Source organism: Erwinia billingiae Eb661, from assembly GCF_000196615.1.
Classification (GTDB): Bacteria; Pseudomonadota; Gammaproteobacteria; order Enterobacterales; family Enterobacteriaceae; genus Erwinia; species Erwinia billingiae.
Genome location: NC_014306.1, coordinates 1,290,904 through 1,310,048 on the forward strand (window position 1 = coordinate 1,290,904; position 19,145 = coordinate 1,310,048).

General features: G+C 49.5%; 15 protein-coding genes, 1 tRNA gene and 1 pseudogene. 7 read left to right on the forward strand and 10 right to left on the reverse strand.

The annotated features are described in order from the left end of the window. Nucleotides 1–36: 36 nt before the first annotated feature. Nucleotides 37–249, reverse strand: a complete 213-nt coding sequence (gene ybcJ / locus EBC_RS07310) for a ribosome-associated protein YbcJ (RefSeq protein WP_013201155.1) — start codon at nt 247–249, stop codon at nt 37–39. Continuing rightward, nucleotides 249–1,115: a bifunctional methylenetetrahydrofolate dehydrogenase/methenyltetrahydrofolate cyclohydrolase FolD gene (folD, locus tag EBC_RS07315; protein ID WP_013201156.1), complete on the reverse strand. Its 867-nt coding sequence runs from the start codon at nt 1,113–1,115 to the stop codon at nt 249–251. Before folD ends, ybcJ begins: the two co-directional genes overlap by 1 nt. A 183-nt stretch (nt 1,116–1,298) precedes the next feature. On the opposite strand from folD, the gene EBC_RS07320 reads away from it, so the two are divergent. Then, nucleotides 1,299–1,375 (forward strand) — tRNA-Arg (locus tag EBC_RS07320). 24 nt (nt 1,376–1,399) lie between these two features. Here the strand turns inward: EBC_RS07320 and EBC_RS07325 are convergent. Both EBC_RS07325 and EBC_RS07330 read right to left on the reverse strand, forming a co-directional pair. After that, nucleotides 1,400–2,119, reverse strand: a pseudogene (locus EBC_RS07325) (site-specific integrase); the annotation flags it as partial. A gap of 405 nt (nt 2,120–2,524) precedes the next feature. Further along, complete coding sequence (locus tag EBC_RS07330; protein ID WP_013201158.1) at nt 2,525–2,932, reverse strand: hypothetical protein; 408 nt, start codon at nt 2,930–2,932, stop codon at nt 2,525–2,527. A 3,058-nt stretch (nt 2,933–5,990) separates the two neighbouring features. Between EBC_RS07330 and EBC_RS07335 the strand changes: the two genes are divergently transcribed. From EBC_RS07335 to EBC_RS07360, 6 genes are all read left to right on the forward strand, one after another. Continuing rightward, a complete protein-coding gene (locus EBC_RS07335; RefSeq protein WP_013201159.1) occupies nt 5,991–6,587 on the forward strand; it encodes a fimbrial protein in 597 nt (198 codons plus the stop codon). A gap of 217 nt (nt 6,588–6,804) precedes the next feature. Further along, entirely contained in the window at nt 6,805–7,365 is a 561-nt protein-coding gene (locus EBC_RS07340; protein WP_013201160.1) for a fimbria/pilus periplasmic chaperone, read from the forward strand. 116 nt (nt 7,366–7,481) lie between these two features. After that, entirely contained in the window at nt 7,482–10,025 is a 2,544-nt protein-coding gene (locus EBC_RS07345; protein ID WP_231853681.1) for a fimbria/pilus outer membrane usher protein, read from the forward strand. 68 nt (nt 10,026–10,093) lie between these two features. Next, nucleotides 10,094–10,654: a fimbrial protein gene (locus EBC_RS07350; RefSeq protein WP_013201162.1), complete on the forward strand. Its 561-nt coding sequence runs from the start codon at nt 10,094–10,096 to the stop codon at nt 10,652–10,654. Between the two features lie 117 nt (nt 10,655–10,771). Next, nucleotides 10,772–11,674 carry a hypothetical protein gene (locus EBC_RS07355; protein WP_013201163.1) on the forward strand — a complete coding sequence of 301 codons (903 nt, stop codon included), beginning with the start codon at nt 10,772–10,774 and terminating at the stop codon, nt 11,672–11,674. 241 nt (nt 11,675–11,915) lie between these two features. Continuing rightward, the gene (locus tag EBC_RS07360; RefSeq protein WP_013201164.1) at nt 11,916–12,521 is read left to right on the forward strand and encodes a cyclic nucleotide-binding domain-containing protein; all 606 of its coding nucleotides are present in this window, start codon (nt 11,916–11,918) and stop codon (nt 12,519–12,521) included. A 336-nt stretch (nt 12,522–12,857) separates the two neighbouring features. Here the strand turns inward: EBC_RS07360 and EBC_RS07365 are convergent, their stop codons facing one another. The 6 genes from EBC_RS07365 to EBC_RS07390 form a co-directional block, all read right to left on the reverse strand. Then, entirely contained in the window at nt 12,858–13,289 is a 432-nt protein-coding gene (locus tag EBC_RS07365) for a PTS sugar transporter subunit IIA (RefSeq protein WP_013201165.1), read from the reverse strand. Nucleotides 13,290–13,325: 36 nt separating this feature from the next. Next, the gene (locus EBC_RS07370) at nt 13,326–14,723 is read right to left on the reverse strand and encodes a sugar porter family MFS transporter (protein ID WP_013201166.1); all 1,398 of its coding nucleotides are present in this window, start codon (nt 14,721–14,723) and stop codon (nt 13,326–13,328) included. 532 nt (nt 14,724–15,255) lie between these two features. Further along, nucleotides 15,256–15,483 carry a hypothetical protein gene (locus EBC_RS07375; RefSeq protein WP_013201167.1) on the reverse strand — a complete coding sequence of 76 codons (228 nt, stop codon included), beginning with the start codon at nt 15,481–15,483 and terminating at the stop codon, nt 15,256–15,258. Nucleotides 15,484–15,584: 101 nt separating this feature from the next. Continuing rightward, complete coding sequence (fhuE, locus tag EBC_RS07380; protein ID WP_081461028.1) at nt 15,585–17,786, reverse strand: ferric-rhodotorulic acid/ferric-coprogen receptor FhuE; 2,202 nt, start codon at nt 17,784–17,786, stop codon at nt 15,585–15,587. 159 nt (nt 17,787–17,945) lie between these two features. Continuing rightward, a complete protein-coding gene (locus EBC_RS07385; protein ID WP_041691935.1) occupies nt 17,946–18,572 on the reverse strand; it encodes a DUF1109 domain-containing protein in 627 nt (208 codons plus the stop codon). Next, on the reverse strand, nt 18,559–19,125 hold the full coding sequence (locus EBC_RS07390; RefSeq protein WP_013201170.1) for a sigma-70 family RNA polymerase sigma factor: 567 nt from the start codon (nt 19,123–19,125) through the stop codon (nt 18,559–18,561). The genes EBC_RS07385 and EBC_RS07390 overlap by 14 nt, the downstream gene beginning before the upstream one ends. Nucleotides 19,126–19,145: the final 20 nt, after the last annotated feature.

Consider the following 19,145-nt stretch of genomic DNA (forward strand, 5'->3'; position numbering starts at 1 on the left):
ATCAACAGCCCCACCAGCGCGGTGGGGCAGCAGGCATTATTCGACGACTGAGATGCTGTTACCTTCAAACACCACGGTCTGACCGCTGACAATCTTGCAGCGTTTACGGGTTTCCACCACGCCATCAACGGTGACATTGCCCTCGGCGATCAGCGCTTTGGCGCGCGCGCCGCTTTCAACTAAACCTTCCAGCTTCAGCAGATCGCACAGGTCGACGTGCGGATGTTTACCTAAAGAGAAAGTGGCCATTATTCTACTGCTCCATCATCAAAAGTTTCGCAGGCGTACAGCGTATTCTGAATCAGCGTTGCCACGGTCATCGGGCCTACGCCGCCTGGTACTGGGGTAATATAAGAAGCGCGCTCAGAGGCGGCGTCGAAGTCGACATCTCCCACCACTTTGCCGCTTTCGAGGCGGTTAATCCCCACATCAATCACTACCGCGCCTGGTTTGATCCAGTCACCCGGAATAAAGCCCGGTTTGCCCACCGCAACCACCAGCAGATCGGCATGTTCCACATGGTGGCGCAGATCTTTGGTGAAGCGGTGCGTAACGGTGGTGGTGCAGCCGGCCAGCAGCAGTTCCATGCTCATCGGACGTCCAACAATATTGGACGCACCCACCACCACGGCATTCATACCGAAGGTATCGATGTTGTAGCGTTCGAGCAGGGTAACGATGCCGCGAGGCGTACAAGGGCGCAGCTTAGGCGCACGCTGACACAGGCGGCCAACGTTATACGGGTGGAAGCCATCCACGTCTTTCGACGGCGAAATGCTTTCCAGCACCTTCACGTTATCAATGCCGGCCGGCAAAGGCAGCTGAACCAGGATCCCGTCGATTTCGCCATCGTGATTCAGCGTGTCGATCAGTTCAAGCAGCTCGGCTTCGCTGGTGGAGGCGGGCAGATCGTAGGAGCGGGAGAGGAACCCCACTTCTTCACAGGCACGGCGTTTGCTGCCGACATAAATCTGCGAGGCCGGGTTCTCACCGACCAGAACGACTGCCAGGCCTGGGACGCGTTTTCCAGCGGCCAGACGCTGCTGTACTTTTACCGCAACCTCTTGTCGCACCTGCTGCGCAATCGTTTTACCGTCAATAATCTTTGCTACCATCAGAGAGGGGATCCATCTGTGTTGAGTTAATACGGGGATTGGTGCCTATTTTGTCAGAAGCGGACGCTGCTGTCAGGCACAGTTTCAAGGCACACTGTTCAATAGTGCAGCAACAGAGCGCGTCAGCCCGATAAATCGTTGACTCAGCAGGTGCGCACCGTATAATTCGACGCAGTTCCCAATGCGCCCTTAGCTCAGTTGGATAGAGCACCGGCCTTCTAAGCCGTAGGTCACAGGTTCGAATCCTGTAGGGCGTACCATTATATTTCAATGAGTTGCAAGACTCACCCTGACTTCAAATTTTCCTTGTGGGACAGATTTGGGACAGAGGCACTATAAATCGCATCAATATGACGTGCATGCTCGGTCAAATGGTTCGGTGCCAGATGAGCATAACGCTGTACCATCTCGATACTTTCCCAACCTCCCATTTCCTGCAATGCTGACAGTGGCACTCCTGCCTGAATAAGCCAGCTCGCCCACGTATGTCGCAAGTCGTGAAAACGGAAGTCCTCTATACCCGCCCGAACAAGTGCGGCTCTCCATGCAGTATTTGAATCAACCCGCATTTTCCTTTCCTGAGGAACCTTAATTACCGGCCCTTTTTCGATCCACTTCCAGTCACGCTCCGCCGCCCGCATCAATGCTTTCATTAAAGCCAGGTGCTTCGCCTTCGTTGAAGTTGAAACCGGCTCCGGTTTATAAACCCCCATATCGATTCCCTTCTTCTGCATCCCTGCAGCCCGCTGTTTCCAGCGCTCCTCAGACTTCCTGTTATTCATCCTGCTTACAGCGGTGTAAATCTTCGCTTCGGTAATGTCCTTCAACAGAACACCCTCAAAGTGAATCAGCCAGAATCCCATCCGGCCTTTATCGGCATCCAGTGACTTTTTGTGTGCTTTCTCTTCAAGCCAGCGCATGCAGGCTTCGTCAAAAGTCACGCAGGGAAAATCACCGAGTTTCTCTATCCGCGACAGCTCAGCTTTTCTTTGGTCGTGCAATTCCATCCACACCTCACGGGCCAGAGTGCAGCGCGGTATGGTCCAGATTAAGCGGCGCTTTCCGGTCTGGCCTGCCCACTGGATAATCTCATCCATGTAGTGCTCAAAGGTTTTCTCTGCTTCAGTCATGTCACCCTACGTTGTTTGCCTGCCCACTGATTAAGCTCATCATCTTTCCTGCACTCCGGGCAGCAGTAGCTCGCGCCCGGCTGAGATGGCTCCCCACAATTGCCATTGCGGCAAATGGGTGACGGCGGTTCCGCCTACTGCCTGTTAGCCAAAGCGATAGTCCTTTCCAGTTCTTCAAGCTCAGCGGGCTGGTCTGTTATGTCTGCATGCATGAGGTGGCTCCTGAATTTAGAAAACAAAAAACCGCCCGAAGGCGGTCACATTAATCAAAAATATGTATTACGGATTACGATATTGTTCATAGGTGCGTGGTTTGGGATCGGTGGCAGTACGATACTGTTCAATGCTTTCTTTGCGTTGCTTAAGGTACATCAATGTCTCATTGAGCTGATTTTGCTCATCAATAGGCATAGTGAAAACACCAGAATCATTCTTTGATTTAATCTTATCCATGATTTCAATGGCTAAACCAATCATCTCGCTATCGGTCAAAATCTCGTTTCGATACACTTCACAGCGGTTTTCGAGATCGTCAACTTTGCTTTCTAATTCCCCGACCTGATTGAAATAGCCTTCAATCTGTGACTGCGCATCGCTCAGCGCTACGTCCGCATTAATAGCGAGCTCTTTCAATTCGTTGACTTTTTCAATTGCTTGACTAGCAAGTTGTTCAGCTGTATCAGACATGATTAATTCCTTTTCAGTTTAGTAGTTTATCGTATTGACTCAGGAAAAATAGTAACCGAAAACTAATCATTTTCAAAGCAAAATACTGTATATAAATACAGTGTTTGTGTCATAAACTTGGCTAGGATTTTGCTAGCAGACCCACACCGCGAGCAGTTAAGAAGCGGATGCCCATCCGTTTAGCCATCTGACGAATTGATTCACATGAGCGGTTTATTTTTCGGGCGATTATTTTAGGAGGTAGAGAAGAGGCCATTCTCTCTCCGGCTCTAATCCAATGTCAGGGGATATGCTCTGTTTCGAGCTTTAAGGCGAAAGGGCGGCAGGCAAGATAATAGGGCAGTTAAGGGAAGGGCATTCAGTTCCGACTCTTGCCATCACATAGTTAATGTGATGAGTAAAGATACCTTATATTAAACCCGCCACCAGGCGGGTTTTTGCTTTCTGGGAGCAAGCTTTAGGTAAGCTAGGCCACTTCCTGAAAGCAAAGAAGTAGAGCGAGATGTAGTGGATCACTGGAATTGAAAGAACCAGAGCCATTGGCCATCCTAAGTCTGCTTTCCTAACCATTCTCTGGCATGGGAAGAAGGAGATTATTCACATGATGATGAACAGGTTGTTGTGTGTTTCCCCCATATTATCTCTCCTTAGATTGTTGTTACGAGCCCTCTCTGGTGGGCCTTTTTTAATCTATGGGCATCCTTGCCCAACCAGTCTTTAATCAAAAGAACAATAGCCACCTTTATGATGTGAGCCAGTTCCACCATGTGGATGCTGTCCTTTTGGGCATGCTAAAGCTGACGCAGACATGATGCCGAGGATTGATACCAGAAGGATTGCTGTAACTTTTTTCATTGTGTTCCTGTTAGTAATTTTGCCAGTTGGGAAAACCCCACAGTTAATATACTCTTAAGTTTAACAATAGGAATCCTGATAAAAGATCAGCCTTTATGCGTTTTTTTGCAGCATGGTCATATTAGGATTTCTCCTCCTACAACACGGGGGAATGCAATGAAGTGGATTTCTGTAGGAGATGCAATGCCAGAAACCAGATCCCAGTTTCAGACGGTGATTGTGGCAACTGAGAAGGGAGTAGGCGCGGCAAATTACAACTTAATCAATGGCTTCTATTCATATGAATAGAAGTCCTCTTCATCCTGATATGCGGAACGACGTGCCAGCTCATAGAATGGCCTGACCTTCCACGAAGACAATCGGCCAATAATATAACGGCTAAAAAATTACAAAAAAAAGCCCGCATGGCGGCGGGCTCAACTTATTTTAGCACAGGGGTGGATCTAATAAGTTCAACGATGAATATCGTTGATATAACCATAGTAGTGCCATGCTAAACTGTAAATCACAGGCGAAAAAAAACCGACACTATGGTCGGCTCCTGAAGTTCAGAATCACAAAGAAATTCGCGTACAAATAATCACGGATGCGAAAGATATCAGCTAAAAATCTTTAGAAAGCTAGCAGTTTTTATCGTGACGATAAGTATCATTTCAACATGCCCTTGCTCAAATTTGAGCCATAAAAAACCCGGCCGTGGAGCCGGGAATTGGAACAGTTTTACTCTTGCACTACACAAGCAGTAATCCGCATGTGTAGAATTTTTAGCCTACTATGCATGAACAGGAATGACTCCAGGCATGTTCCTATGTCATCCAAGTTCGGAGTTTTCTGGTGTAGGTATGGTTTAGGAATTGATTATTGACTGGATCTAAATGGCATAGAGGGAATAATGCTGGATGAGCTAAATGTGATCGGCAAAGTAACCTTTCACACCCGACGCGTTTACGAGGGGCGCCGGCCGACAATCTGATGGGACCAGATTGGGTTTGTACCCTTTACCAAGCCTTTGCATACTTTGGCATCATGAAGCGCGTACCATACTCTCTTCTGTTTCTTCTTTTAGTATCTCCCTGTCGGTTTACTTTCAGAATATCCCTGCTTTAAGATCTAATGCCAACCAGTCCACCTCACCGTACATGTCCATATTAAACCTTATTATTTCAGTACGCGCGGGCATATCTTGCAGTGCTAACGTTTTATTCAATGTTAAGCCGTCCCTTACTGGTCCGTTATCAGCTTAATAACCAAGGCTTTTCATGGTTTATTCCCCTGTCTCCGATGGCGCAGGTAAAAATACCTGGTGCCCCAGCTGCTGATGCCATTAGTTTGCGTAAATCGCGTTACTTAATGTTTACCTGGTTAAAGTAGTAAGCCAAACCAATAAGACGCATCCTTTGTTATATTCACAACCAGAGATACTTAGACACGGAAGAAATTTTATTCACATTGCCAATGGTAATGGTAATGGTAATGGTAATGGTAATGGTATCGGGTTCACTTTTTGCCGCTGATACACAGGAAGGATATTACGGTTGCGTGAAATAATTGCTGGGCAAGCAGCACGCTGACGATATGGACAATGGCAGTCGACCAGGTGTGGGAGATGTTGTTAGCGGCACGGAGAATGCGCATCCTGGCGATGCATCGCTTGCTGCAGGTTATCATTAAAAACATTCAAATTTAATCAACTCAATGCAAAAGTAACCAAAAATAAATATTGCCTAAAGTGCTGCGCATAGCATCTCGCTTACAGGCTATTAACAAAAGCATCCATCTCATCCCCATCTGAGAATCGATATTTTCATCCGCTTAAGATAAAAACGCGCTTTTTATTTATCGAACGCCTTAGCTATCGTCATTTAACGGATTTTATGGTGGGTATGTATTCCCTGAGGAAACATTGCTTTACACATTTCTTTACATCGGGCTTAAGGGCCATTCCTTGTGCTTTTTTGATTAATAATACCCTTTAATCGCCAGGTTGACGATGAATGCAGTTTTAGACGAGAATTACTCTCGTCAAATAAGTTCTCAAATTCATCCTCTGGAAATAATCACTCTCCAAATAGGGGACGAAGTAAAAGATGAACTAATTGTTTATTTTGCCTTTGTCGTTAATTTAAATGTTGAGTTCTAAAAACATCACTTATCTTGGTTAAGTATTTTCATTCCTTTATTAAATCATTAAGGACTTGTAAGTATGAAAAAACATATTATTGCATCATTGATTCCTGCACTCGCAATTTTTTCCTTCTCAACGTTGGCCGCAGTAGATCCGGTAACCGTTGATGGCGGCAAGATCAACTTTACCGGTTCTGTGGTTGCTGCACCTTGTGCAGTGGACAACGTCACAGACGGTCAGACGGTGAAACTTGGACAGGTTCCTACCAACCGTCTTGCGTCAAAAGGAGACTCGAGCTCCGCTGTTCCTTTCACCATTAAACTTACCGGCTGTGACCTGAGCGGTATCGAAAAGAGCGATCCGAAAACGACAGCCAGTTATACCAGCGCGTCCATCATCTTTAACGGTGCGACCACTGGGGAAGCTACCACACTGGCTATCCAGCCTGCTTCCAACGGCGCGGGCGATACCACGACCGCGGCACAAAACGTCGGTATCCAGATATTACAGAATAACAAAGCGGTGAATGTGAACGGCAGTACTGCCACAGATGTCCAGCGCATTCTGGCTGGCACCAACGAAATTCCATTCAGTGCGGTTTACGTTGCTACCGCTGATGGTGTTGTTGCAGGCTCCGCTAACTCCACGGTTAATTTCCAGGTTAGCTACGAGTAATTAATTTTATGCCGCCTGCGTAGTTTTTTAACTACTGCGCGGGCATTTTTTCAATGACTTTTTTACAGGGCATCCCATGTTTAATTATCATTTAAGAAATATTTTGTGTGCTGTTGTTATGTCTACCTCTTGCTTGATTCCTTCTCTTGCCAGTGCGGGCGGAATTACGCTGGGCGGCACGAGGGTCATTTATCCGGCGGGTCAGAAATAAGTCACTATGTCGGTACGTAATACCGCCGATCGGGCCAGCTTTATGGTGCAGTCATGGGTTGAACAACCGGACGGGCAGAAGAGCCAGGATTTTGTCGTTACCCCGCCAATTTACGTCAGCGGTCCGGGTAATGAGAACACCTTGCGTCTGATGTATGTCGGCAAACCAATCCGTCAGGATCAAGAAAGTCTTTATTACTTCAATACCAAATCTATCCCCTCTATGGATAAAAAAGAGATTGAGAATAAAAACATCCTGATGCTCGCCGCCATCACGCGCATCAAGCTTTTTGTTCGTCCGGCAGGCCTGAAGCCAGATGTGGCCAAGGCGCCTGAATCATTGACCTTTTCACGCATAAATGGACAGCTGCGCATTGATAATCCCACGCCGTATCACATCACGCTGGCCAAAATGAAAGTCGGCAATCAGACACTGCCCGATTCGATGGTCAGTCCTAAAGGCACTCTCTCTCTGCCACTCGTGGCCAGTGCTGGGAAAAGTATTACGTTCAGAACCATCAATGATTTCGGTGCCGCCACACCAGAAATGCGTGCAGAAATAAAATAGCGCTCTTTTTCCGACAGGCGTTTACAGGCAGAAATACAGGTATTCAGATGCAAATATCACATAATAAAAAAACAGTCAGCACCCTGAATTCTCCAGTTCGTCTTCCGATGTCCATCATGACATTACTGATGGGAGCCGCTTTGTTTCCATCATCAGGGCATGCTGAGCTCTATTTTGCCCCTGAACTGATCTCTTCCGATCCGGCGATGGTGGCCGATCTGACGCGTTTGCAAAATGCAGGTAATCAGCTTCCGGGCGCCTATGAAGTGGATATTTACCTTAACGGTACCCGCGTTAACGAGCGCAGCCTGATGTTTATTGATGCGCCAGACGCCAGGAACAAAAGAGAAGTGCGTGATAGCACCGGGCTAATGGCTTGTCTGAATCGCAGTGAACTGGAAGAGCTTGGCGTAGACGTTCGGCAAATTCCGGCCGACGTTGGCGACACCTGTATTTCTCCGGGAGAATTTATACCCGGCGCCTTTACCTCTTTCGATTTTCAGCGCCAGCGACTGGAGATCAGCGTACCGCAAGCCGCGTTGCGTACCCGCGCCCAAGGATATATTTCGCCGGAACGCTGGGACGAAGGTATTAATGCGGCAATGATGAATTACAGCTTCAGCGGCAGTAACAACCGCGGGCGCTATGGTGACAGCCGCAACACCTATCTGAATCTTAAGGGCGGCATCAACGTGGGGCCATGGCGTTTGCGCGACTACCGCACGTGGAATGAGTACAGCAGTGACCGCTATAACTACCGCAAGTGGCAGCACGTCTATACCTATGCCCAACGTGCCATCATTCCCTTGCGCAGCAACCTGATGCTGGGGGACGGCACGTCGGATGGCGATATCTTTGATTCTCTCGCCTTCAGAGGTGTGCAAATTGCCACGGATGACAGCATGTATCCGGATAGTATGCGGGGATTCGCGCCGGTTATCAGAGGGATGGCCAATACTAACGCCCGCGTTAATATCCGGCAGAACGGCTATACGGTGTATCAGACGTTTGTTGCGCCTGGTGCATTTGCCATTGACGACCTTTTCCCGGTCTATTCCAGCGGCGATCTTGAAGTCACCGTGACTGAGGCCGATGGCAGCGTTCGGGTATTTACCGTGCCGTATTCGTCGGTACCCGTTTTGCAGCGCGAAGGGCGGATGAAATACAGCCTGACGGCGGGTCAGTACCGTTCATCAAGCGACAGTTATAACAGCCCAGTGTTTGTGCAGGCCACGCTTATCAGCGGCTTACCGCATAACATGACTGGCTACGGCGGTATGCAGTACGCCGAAAATTATCTGTCGGGCTTATTAGGTCTGGGATTCAACCTCGGTTATCTGGGGGCGATCTCGGCGGATATTACCCAGGCCAACAGCACGCTGGCCGATGGTAATCAATATCAGGGACGTTCGTTACGCTTTCTCTATGCGCGCTCCCTTAATACTTTGGGAACCAGTTTCCAGCTAACCGGCTATCGCTATTCGACCGAAGGTTTCCATACGCTGGATGAAACGGCGCTAAAGGGCATGAAAGGCTGGCGATATGAGGCTGACACCGTCGCGGCCGACGGCAGCTTGGTGAAGCAGCCTTACACCGATTATTACAATCTCTATAACAACAAGCGGGCAAAAATCCAGGCCAGCGTATCCCAGCGAGCGGGCGATCATGGCTCTTTATTCCTGTCTGGCGTAAGGCAGACATACTGGAACACTGACGGCCATTACGACTCTCTACAGATGGGGTTTAACGGGGCGATGGGGCAGGTGAACTACGGTGTGACCTATAGCTACAGCCGACAGACAGGTCAGGCCGATGCGGATAATTCACTATTTTTCTCGATGTCATTGCCGATTAGCACCTTGTTTGGTGGCAAAAGTGCCCCGCACTCAGCTTATGCCACCTACAGCGCCGGCAGAAACCAGCAGGGAGATATCTCCCATCAGGCCGGCCTGAGCGGCACGGCACTGAAAGATAACAACCTGAACTGGAGTCTCAGCCAGGGGATGACGCGCAATGAAGGCAATAGCGGCAGCCTGAGCACCTCCTATCGTGGCGGGTATGGCAGCACCAATCTTGGCTATAGCTACAGTGACAGTTATAAGCAGACCAGCTATGGCGTCAGCGGAGGGGTGCTTTTACACAATGAAGGCGTGACGCTGGGGCAATCACTTGGTGAAACCAGCGTGCTGGTTGCCATGCCAGGGGTAGCCAATGCCAAAGTGGAAAATGAAACCGGCGTCAAAACCGACTGGCGGGGTTATGCCCTGCGGCCTTACGCCTCCGCTTATCGTGAGAATCGTATCGCCATCGATACCGGCTCACTGGATGATCAAACCGATATGGATTCTACGGTAACCCGCGTGGTGCCTACCCGTGGTGCCGTGGTGAAGGCCGGATTTAAAGGCCATTCAGGTAGCCGGGTTCTGATGACCCTGACCAGCGCAGGCAAACCGCTTCCGTTCGGCACTATCGTCAAGGCTGGCGAGCGTGGCGGGATAGTTGGGGATGGTGGGCAGGTTTATCTGTCAGGCATGCCGGATAAGGGAACAGTCATCGCACAGTGGGGAGTCGATAAACAGTGCGTTGGCGATTATCGTCTGCCGTCAGCAACAAAGGAACAGCGCGATCCGGTGATCAGAATTAACAGTAACTGCAAATGACAAATCAGGACAGTAGCCAAGCCATCGCGCAAAAAGCGCAATCAATAATCCAGATAAGAGGATAAAACATGAAAACTCGCGGAAAGGGTGTCCTTACTCAACTTTCTCACTCGGCATTACTTCTGATTGCGGTTGGAATGGGAAATGCTTATGCGGCAACAGATACGGCGATTATCACTATTACCGGGAAAGTGGTTGCGAACACTTGCACTATGAGCAGTGGCTCTGCAACACAGACAGTCACGCTTAATGATATTGCTGACCGGGACATTCGCGGTAAAGGGGTCACCGGCGGTGATAAAAATATCAGTATCGTGCTGAAAGATTGCGGCACCGCCGCATCTGCCGTGAAGGTGAGCGCCTGGGGGAGTGCTGACAGCGAGGATAACCAGGCTTTCGGCAACGCTATTGCTAAAAGTGACGGCGGTGCTGATGGCGTCGCACTCTATTTTTATCAGACCAATGGAACGACTAAATACAACCCCGATGGCAGTGTGACAGAAACCAGCAACCTGACACCCTCCGCGGACAATACCCTGAATTACAAAGCATCTTATGTAGGTACAAAAGATACCGTGGCTGCGGGGAGTTTCATGACCGTGGTGAACATGAATTTTGAGTATTTGTAGAAATAAATAACCCATCGGGAGTCTGTAGAAGCAATAACAAGTGGCTCCCAGGAATTAATAGTGTAGAAAATACAGAGGATGGGATACCTCCGTACTACAAAAGAGTAAGAAGAATAAATGATGAATTTCAGAAATCACAGTGAGGCCAGGCAGTGCTCAAAACGCCTGTCAGGGCTGTTGTACGTCGTTGCGTTTAGTGCAGTTATACCTTGTGAAGCAATGACTATACAGGCATCAAGTATTGTTGAGATCCCAATAACTGGCTTAAAACTTGATAACAAGGGGGAGCACCCAGTTATTGACAAAAAGGTGGGCTTCACGCGTCTGATACTAATACCTAATGGACGTAACCCAGGGATAATTGGTTACGGTGATGTCGTGATCACAACCACTCAAGGCTCTTTCAGTGCAAAACTACCGTTATGCCAGGATGCCGATCAGTGGCAGTGCTGGGATAACTCCGCCTATTGGGTGAATGTACCCACCTTTGATGGGCAGGCAGTGGAAGGTGGAACCAATCCGGTGATTACGGGATTATCACTTACAGGAAGATTACAAAATATATCTCAAAAAGATACGTCGATAAATATTAAAATAGTCGCTTCGGATGAGAATAATTGGGGGAATTCGCAGTTGGGATTTAGCAGTATTGGCGGCGCGACCTTACCCGCTGCTTCAGTTTGTGCCCTGGATGTAAATACGACGGCCGATCTCGGCAATCTTACAACGGGCCAAGCGAAAAAACACATACTGGTCAGCTCAAATGCATCTGGAAATGGCAAGGTGACATTTAGGCCAGGCGAACATGATAGCAACAGTGGCTTGATTAAAAACACTGGCGGGGGAACGCTAAAGTATTCCGTTATGGATACCTCCTCATCTAATCTGTGGAATGCGGCTGATGGGCAGTGGCAAGGTGAACTCATTAACGATTATTATCTGCAGTTGGAGAGTGTCCCTGATACCACATACCCTGGCCTTTATGAAGGCATCATGACCACAACGCTTTCATGTGAGTAAAGACTCAAGTGGAGCGGCAGGTTTTTGATTTCATACTAAGCCACAGCAGCCCGCCGTATTCGCAGGCGATACTAATTTATAAATTATGCATGATTGGCGATACAAAATCCTGAGTATGTATTTATTTCTGCATTATATTCTATCTTTGAAGGTTTCGAGATATTTTGGTTAGCGAAATAACTTCTGGTTAGCCGCAGGGGTATTTCGATTTTCATTTATCCGAAATTAATGAAGGTGAAGTATGTCTCAGTGCTTGCTCAGGAACCACAACCGGATCATTACTGCTTTATCATGCTACAGCACCGTTGCAGCGCCTGATGAAGTGGTCAGAGGAAAACGGCACTATTTTTTGAATAAAGAGAATTGCCAGAGAGTATTTTTTATCACTGAAGGCGATTTCCTTTTACGTACGATTAATGAGAATAAAATTCTCAGCATTGTGTCTGCTCCCTATGTCATTGGCGCAACGCCGGCCTTGGAACCCACACCACTTTTTCTTGAGCGTATTGATTACGGCATAATAAAAACAATTGATTACGATCAGTTCTGGCGGGTGATCAATTATAATAATTCGCATGCGGATGTGATGAATATCATCGCAGGACATTATACCGATCTAATGAACTATCTTATGGTGAGCAGAGCTGACGCCCGTGAACAGGTCATCGCGCTTTTGAATATGTGGAAAAACCTCCCAATGCGTTTGAAGAATAGATACTCCGTCTTATATCTGCTATCAAACAGCTCACATTTATCAAAAAGCACGATATGCCGTATATTGAAGGATCTGAAAGAAGAAGGGGAGATAGAGCTTGAAAATGGGCGATTTGTCGCAGAGATGGTGTAACGATTAGTGTTGAGTTGATTTTTTTCAGTTTAATCTGTTTATTTATAAATAGCCTTCTTCAGTGTTATAACACGGCAGGGATCCGAGAGAATCACAAATTTTCCGATGTTAATTATTTTGATGTGATTGGGCGTCGCTATGGGAAGTTGTTTAATTTAGGGTAATGCCAGATTGAAATCGCATCATACACTCTTCCCCTTTAACAATAGCAATGAACTCACCGAAATGGTGACGGATTATATTGTGCTCTATATGCACCATGACGATAAAGTCAGCGTGTTGGTTATCTGTGACGAATAAACCTAGCCCCGCAACACAACACTGCGGGGCTACGCGCTATTTGCGATTAAGAATGCGCAGGAAGTCGTTTTTGTTGGAAATCAGCGACAGCGCATTGGAAATGATTTCATCACTGAAAATCGATGCGACGTCTTTCAACACATCAATGTGTTCTTTCTCTTTAGCAATCACGCCGATGGCGATAAACATCACGTTGCTTCTGTCCCAGATCACCCCGTCGGGGAACTGAAAGATTTCCACGCCGGTTTTCAGGATGATACCCGTTTGCGATTTCGGTAAGTGGGGCAGGGTAATTCCGTTGCCAAGAAAGGTAGAGACCTGATGCTCCCTTTCATTCAGGAAAGCGATGCAGTCCTGGCTGACATAACCCTTGGCCTTAAACTCTTTCCCCACCATCGCTAAAACATCGGCCTTATTTTTTGCCTGACATCCCAGATGAAGATTCTCTACGGTAATCGTATCTATCATTGCCCGTCTCCTTTCATTTTCCAAAGCGTGAAGGTATCAATTACCCGCAGACAGCTCTTCTTCAAGTTGTTCCAACGATTTATTGGATGTTTCTGGCAAAGCGATTATCACAAAGGCGATGGCCAGATAGTTGATGACGGCAAAAATCAGGAACACCGGTCCAAGGCCAAGTTTAGCCTCCAGCACCGGGAACAGGTAGCTGACGATGGCATTCATCACCCACATAAAGAACACCGAAATACCCATCGACAGGCCGCGGATTTTCAGCGGGAAGAGTTCAGCCAGCACCACCCAGGTCAGGAAGCCCATCGTACCTTGCATCACGCCCACAAAGAGTGCGCCCAGCAGCCAGATAGTGGTGGCCTTCATATCGCCCGTCAGATAATAGTCCGCCGCAGCGATTAACAGGTGCAGCGTTGCCATCAGGGCGAAACCCGACACGATCAGCGTTTTGCGTTTAAAGCGATCTACCAGATACAGTACGCCAAACAGCATACCGCCAACAGAGAATACCCCGTTCAGCACGTTACAGATTAACGATGTTCTTTCCGAGAAGCCGGCCGTTTTAAGAATTTCCGTGCCGTAATACATTATGACGTTAACGCCGGTGGTTTGCTGAATCGCAGCCCAGGCAATGCCCACCAGCAGCAGTTTCAGGATCCATGGCGTCTTAAAGATAATCTCCATGGCACCACGGGTATGCAGCTTCTTTTCTTTTTCAATCTCCATCAGCGTGATGATGTCTTCGTACTCTTTTACCGCACGCGCTTCGGGACGGATCTGTTTCAGGATCACCAGCGCTTCTTCGCGACGACCTTTACTGATCAGCCAACGCGGGCTTTCAGGTGAACGCCACATCCCCACCAGCAGTAATACTGACGGTATCGCCTGCACCATTAGCATATAGCGCCAGACTTCCGGCAGGTGTCCCCACATGAAACCAATGGCCGCATTGATGGCAAAGGCGGCCAGCTGTCCAATCACGATCGCCACCTCATTCAGCCCGGTCAGCTTGCCGCGCATTTCCGTCGGGGCCACTTCGGAAATAAAGGTGGGGGCAGTGACCGAGGCGCCGCCTACCGCATAACCGAGGATGAATCTTGCCAGCAGAAGGGTGGTGACGTTAGGAGCCATGGCGGAGCAGATCGCCCCGATAAAGAAGATAAAGGAGAGCCAGAGTAAATATTTTCGGCGACCAAAGAAGTCAGCGAGCTTTCCCCCACAGACGCTGCCGATGGCGGCACCGATCAGCAGCACGCTCATTACCAGGCCTTCGGTGGTCGGCGTCAGGGCCATATTCTCTTTCAGTGAAGAGAACGCCCCGTTAATGACGCCGGTGTCATAACCAAACAGCAAACCGCCAAACGTAGCAACCAGCGCAATCTGATGTAATCGTTTTCTCTGATGTTGATTAAGGTGCATCGCCAAAGACATATTTCTACCTTTTATTTGATTATCCGTTTAAAGCCGGAACGGTTAAAAACCCATGATGGCTTCATCCCTGTTCTCATCTGATGACAACAAAGGGTGCCAATGGCTGACTGGGGACCCGTTTCTGGCTATCCAACGGTGAGGTACTCACCGAGCGATATCGTCAAAGAAGATAGCATTATGTTTGAAATAAAAATTCTACTTACGTCACACTGCGATTGATTGATTTCGTTACTGGCGGTTTTTGGTATTTCTGTTCGATTTGTCTATTTCAGATCAAATACGCAACTTTATGATTTTTATTGAATTTATGTTTGATGATAATGACGTCTGCAAATTTCCCTCAAACCCGCTCAACTCTGGAACGCATGATTAGTACATTTCTTAAGCAATTTATGTTCATTTTGTGATTGCTTTGGAAGAAAAATTCCATTGAAAAAGTAGGTGTTTTCTTAACGGGTTAATGAAGCGGAGACCTGAAATTTTGGCGAAAAAAAACCACCCGCTGGATGGCTTATCGTTGCTGGTACCGGGATTAAACCGGTCTTGGTGAGAACTGACCAATCACCTCTTCGGCAACGTCATGCTCAATAGGCTGATTATGCGCGATCAGGTAGCGCTTTTCCCCCTGGCTGAACAACGTTAAGTCATAAGGCTCATCGTCGAAGGTCAGGGTTGCCGGGAAGCCTGGGCCGCCCTCATATTGCTGGAAGCTGACTAAGTCACCCCCGGTACCGGTCAAAATTAAGATGTCATACGTCATGGCTTGGATCCCTGCAATGCGGTGTAAAGTCGGCATCAGTATACCGCGGCAGGCATAAAAGGGGAGAGCCTGCCCCATTGCTGAGGCAGGCAGAAAGCAGATTAGAAGCTGTAGTTGGCGGTAACCGAGACGTTACGTGGCTCGCCGTAAACGGTGTTTCTGCCGACGTCGATGTTATAGCTCTTGTCGAACAGGTTGTTGAGGTTCGCCTGCACCGACAGTTGCCTGGTCACGCGGTAGCGGCTGAACAGATCCACCAGCGCATAGCTGCCTTGCTCGGCGTAAATCGTGCTGGCACCGTCTGGACCGTCAACATGATCCCAGGTGTGAGTCTGCCAGTTGATGCCGCCACCTACCGTCAGATCCTGCAGCATCGGCAGGCGATAGCTGGTAAACAGTTTCAGCGAGGTGCGCGGTTGGGTCGGATTCAATGCCTGATCCTCGCCATCTTTCGCCACATAACGGGTAGCACCGAAGGTCATTTGCAGATTGTCGGTCACCGCACCGTTGATTTCGAACTCGACGCCTTTACTGACCGTGCCATCCTGCTCGTAGTAAGCGTAATCGCTGGTGCCCGGAATAATCGCGTAATCCGTTGTGCCAAGGTGATCCTGCTCGATACGGAAGACCGCCAGCGACGCCGTTACGCGGCTGTTCATCCAGTCGCCTTTAATCCCGGTCTCGTAGCTTTTCCCGGTCACCGGCGCAAGGTAAGCGCCACTGGCGTTGCGGTAGGTCTGCGGCTTAAAGATCGAGGTATAGCTGGCGTAAGCAGACCAGGTATCGTTGATGTCATACACCAGGCCGGCATACGGCGTGATGTTGTTCTTCTCGGTATTCTCGGTCAGCGTGTCTGCGCTGTATTTGGTGTAGCGCGCGCCGAGGATCAGGTGCAGCGGATCGGCCAGCGAAATGCGTGTTGCCATATAGGCTGACTTCTGATGAATGGTGTTGTCTTCCGACAGGGCCTGATCGTCCCAGTCCGGTTCCGGATAATTGCCCCAGTTATTGAAGTCGCCGACATCGGCTGACGTCAGGTTGGTGAAGGCGCTGAAATAACGATCGTTCTGGCGGATATAACTCACGCCGGCCATCAGCTCATGTTGACGACCCAGCAGCTCGTAAGGTCCGCTGACATAGGCATCAAGCGCATTTTCTTTCCGTTTGGCGCTGTTATAACCGGTGCCGCCTAACAGGTCGTAACCCGCATAAGGACCAACGCCGATACCGGTATTTTTATCAAAGTAGCCGTCGATATACAGCGCTTTACTGTCCATCGTCGCTTCGGTGTGGCTGCCGCTCAGGTTAAATTCCCAACCGTTATTGAAGCTCTGCTTCAGGCTGGCGAAGACCTTTTTCGAGTCGCTGTCGTTATACGCCCAGTCTGGCGCGGTATTGGTGCTGCGATCGTAATGGGTTCTGCTGCCATCCAGATAGTAAGTTGGCAAACCGCCCCAGGTGTTGCCCGAGATATGGTTTTCCTGGTAGTCATACCCGACGGAAAGGGTGGTGGAGTCGGTCAGATCCGCATCCACTATGCCGTAGAGGAATTTCTTCTGGCTGTGATAGCGATCCAGCCAGCTGTCACCGTCCTGGTAGCCGGCCACAATGCGGCCGCGGACGTTACCTGACTCGGTCAGCGGCGCAGATAAATCGGCGACATAGCGTTGATTGTCCCAGGTGCCGTAGCTGGCCGAGACGTTGCCGACAAATTCTTTGCTGTCCGCATGCTTGTGCACCATGTTGACCGAGGCCGCCGGGCTGCCGGCACCGGTCATCAGACCGGTTGCGCCGCGAACCACTTCGACCCGATCATAAATCGCGGTATCAGAGAGGGTATCACCGATATTCCAGCGCGGATCGACCAGCACCGGAACGCCATCAACCTGATAGTTATCGATCATAAATCCGCGCGAATAGAAATTGCTGCGGTTCGCGCCGGAGTTAAATTCAGAGATGCCGGTGGTGTTTTTCAGCACATCGTTCAGCGTTTCCAGCTTTTGATCTTCCATACGCTGTTTGGTGATCACGCTTATCGACTGCGGCGTATCACGGGCGGTCAGGGCCAGTTTCGTGGCCGCGCGGGTGACGGGGACGTTGTAGTCGGTGTCTGCGGTGTTGCTGCTGTCATCCGTGGCGGCATTGACCACCAGGTTTTGTTCTTTCTGCGCCGTTTCTGCGGCGGAAACCGGCAACGCAGAGGCAATCAGCACGGCAAGCAGTGATAAAGACGGCGTGGAAACGGGGGTGAATCTGGATCCGCTGGCGCGAGTTCCCTGGGAAGAGCAAGGAGCAAAGGACATTATTTACCCTCAAAATGATTTTATTATTTTTACTTCGCACAATGCAGAGCAAGAAAATTCCTGAACGCACCAAAAAACGAATGAGAAGTATAATCATTTTGATTGGCAATGCAAAAGAATGTGTTGAACCATTTCGAAGTGTTGCGGTCGCGGATTTTCTTACAGAACGACCAGCCTGCGACCGACAACAATCGTGGTCAGTACAATGGTCGCGAAGGCCAGCAGATGCAGGATCAAATCCGGCATAACCAGATGAACTGGATGGCACAGTGTCAGCATCACTAACGCCATGCACGCCGTACCGGCGCCGGCCGCAGCCAGACTTTTTACCGGATAAATTGCCCGCGTCTGACGCAGATAGCCAATCATAATTGCCGCCATCGGCACGCTGACTACCAGCATAAACAGGTAGCAATTGGTGCCTTCACCCTGACCATGAATCGGGGAAACGCTGCGCATATTGAACAGAATACTGCCGAGCCACAACACCGCCAGCGGCACAAACCATTTCCAGCTCAACGGTCGGCGACCGGCAATGCTGGTCAGAAAGGCATTACGGATCGCCAGGGTTCCGGCGATAAACGCCAGCACCAGCTGAAAAATCGCCCAGCCCATCCCAGGCTGAGACCAGTCGGTCAGGCTGCGGTGCACCAGCAAACTGGCCGCTGCGCCGCAGGGCAGGGCCATCACTATCGCGGCGACCACGCGCCACCCGGTGGGTGCCGTCCTTTTTACCGGCGCCGCGCTGCGGCTGAGTTTTTCAATTAAGGCATTATGATCGGTCATGCTTTGCTCCAAAACGGCGAAGATTGGTCAATGCGCGATGCAAAAGTGACTTTACGGCCGGAACCGTCAAATTATTCTGCGTGGCGGCTTCCGCCAGGGTCATCTCCCGCAGATGTACATGCTCAACGATTTGCCGCTGTCGGGATGAGAGTTGATTCAGATACAGGCTCAGCTCTTCCCGCGCTTCCGGCCGCTCAGGCTCGACAAAAGATGTCGACGGGTAGGTGGCGGCGGTGTCTTCTTCCTCCACTTCCCAGTGACGCTGGCGGCCGCGTCGGCGAAGCGCATCCACCGATCGCGCCTGGGTAATGGCCATCAGCCACGGCAAAAACGGGCAGGCGGGATCGTAGGTATGGCGGACGCGGTGAATGGCCAGCAGAACATCCTGAATAACGTCTTCAACCAGCACCGCATCGTCAATGTGCTTATGCACCAGGGTGCGGATCACCGGCACCAGCTCGGTCAGCAGGCGAGTGTAGGCCTGCTGTTTTCCAGCCTGAGCTTCCGCCATCAAATCTGGCCATTCATCACGTTGCGTACCGGATTTAGCCATCCACCGCCTTTCTTTCACGT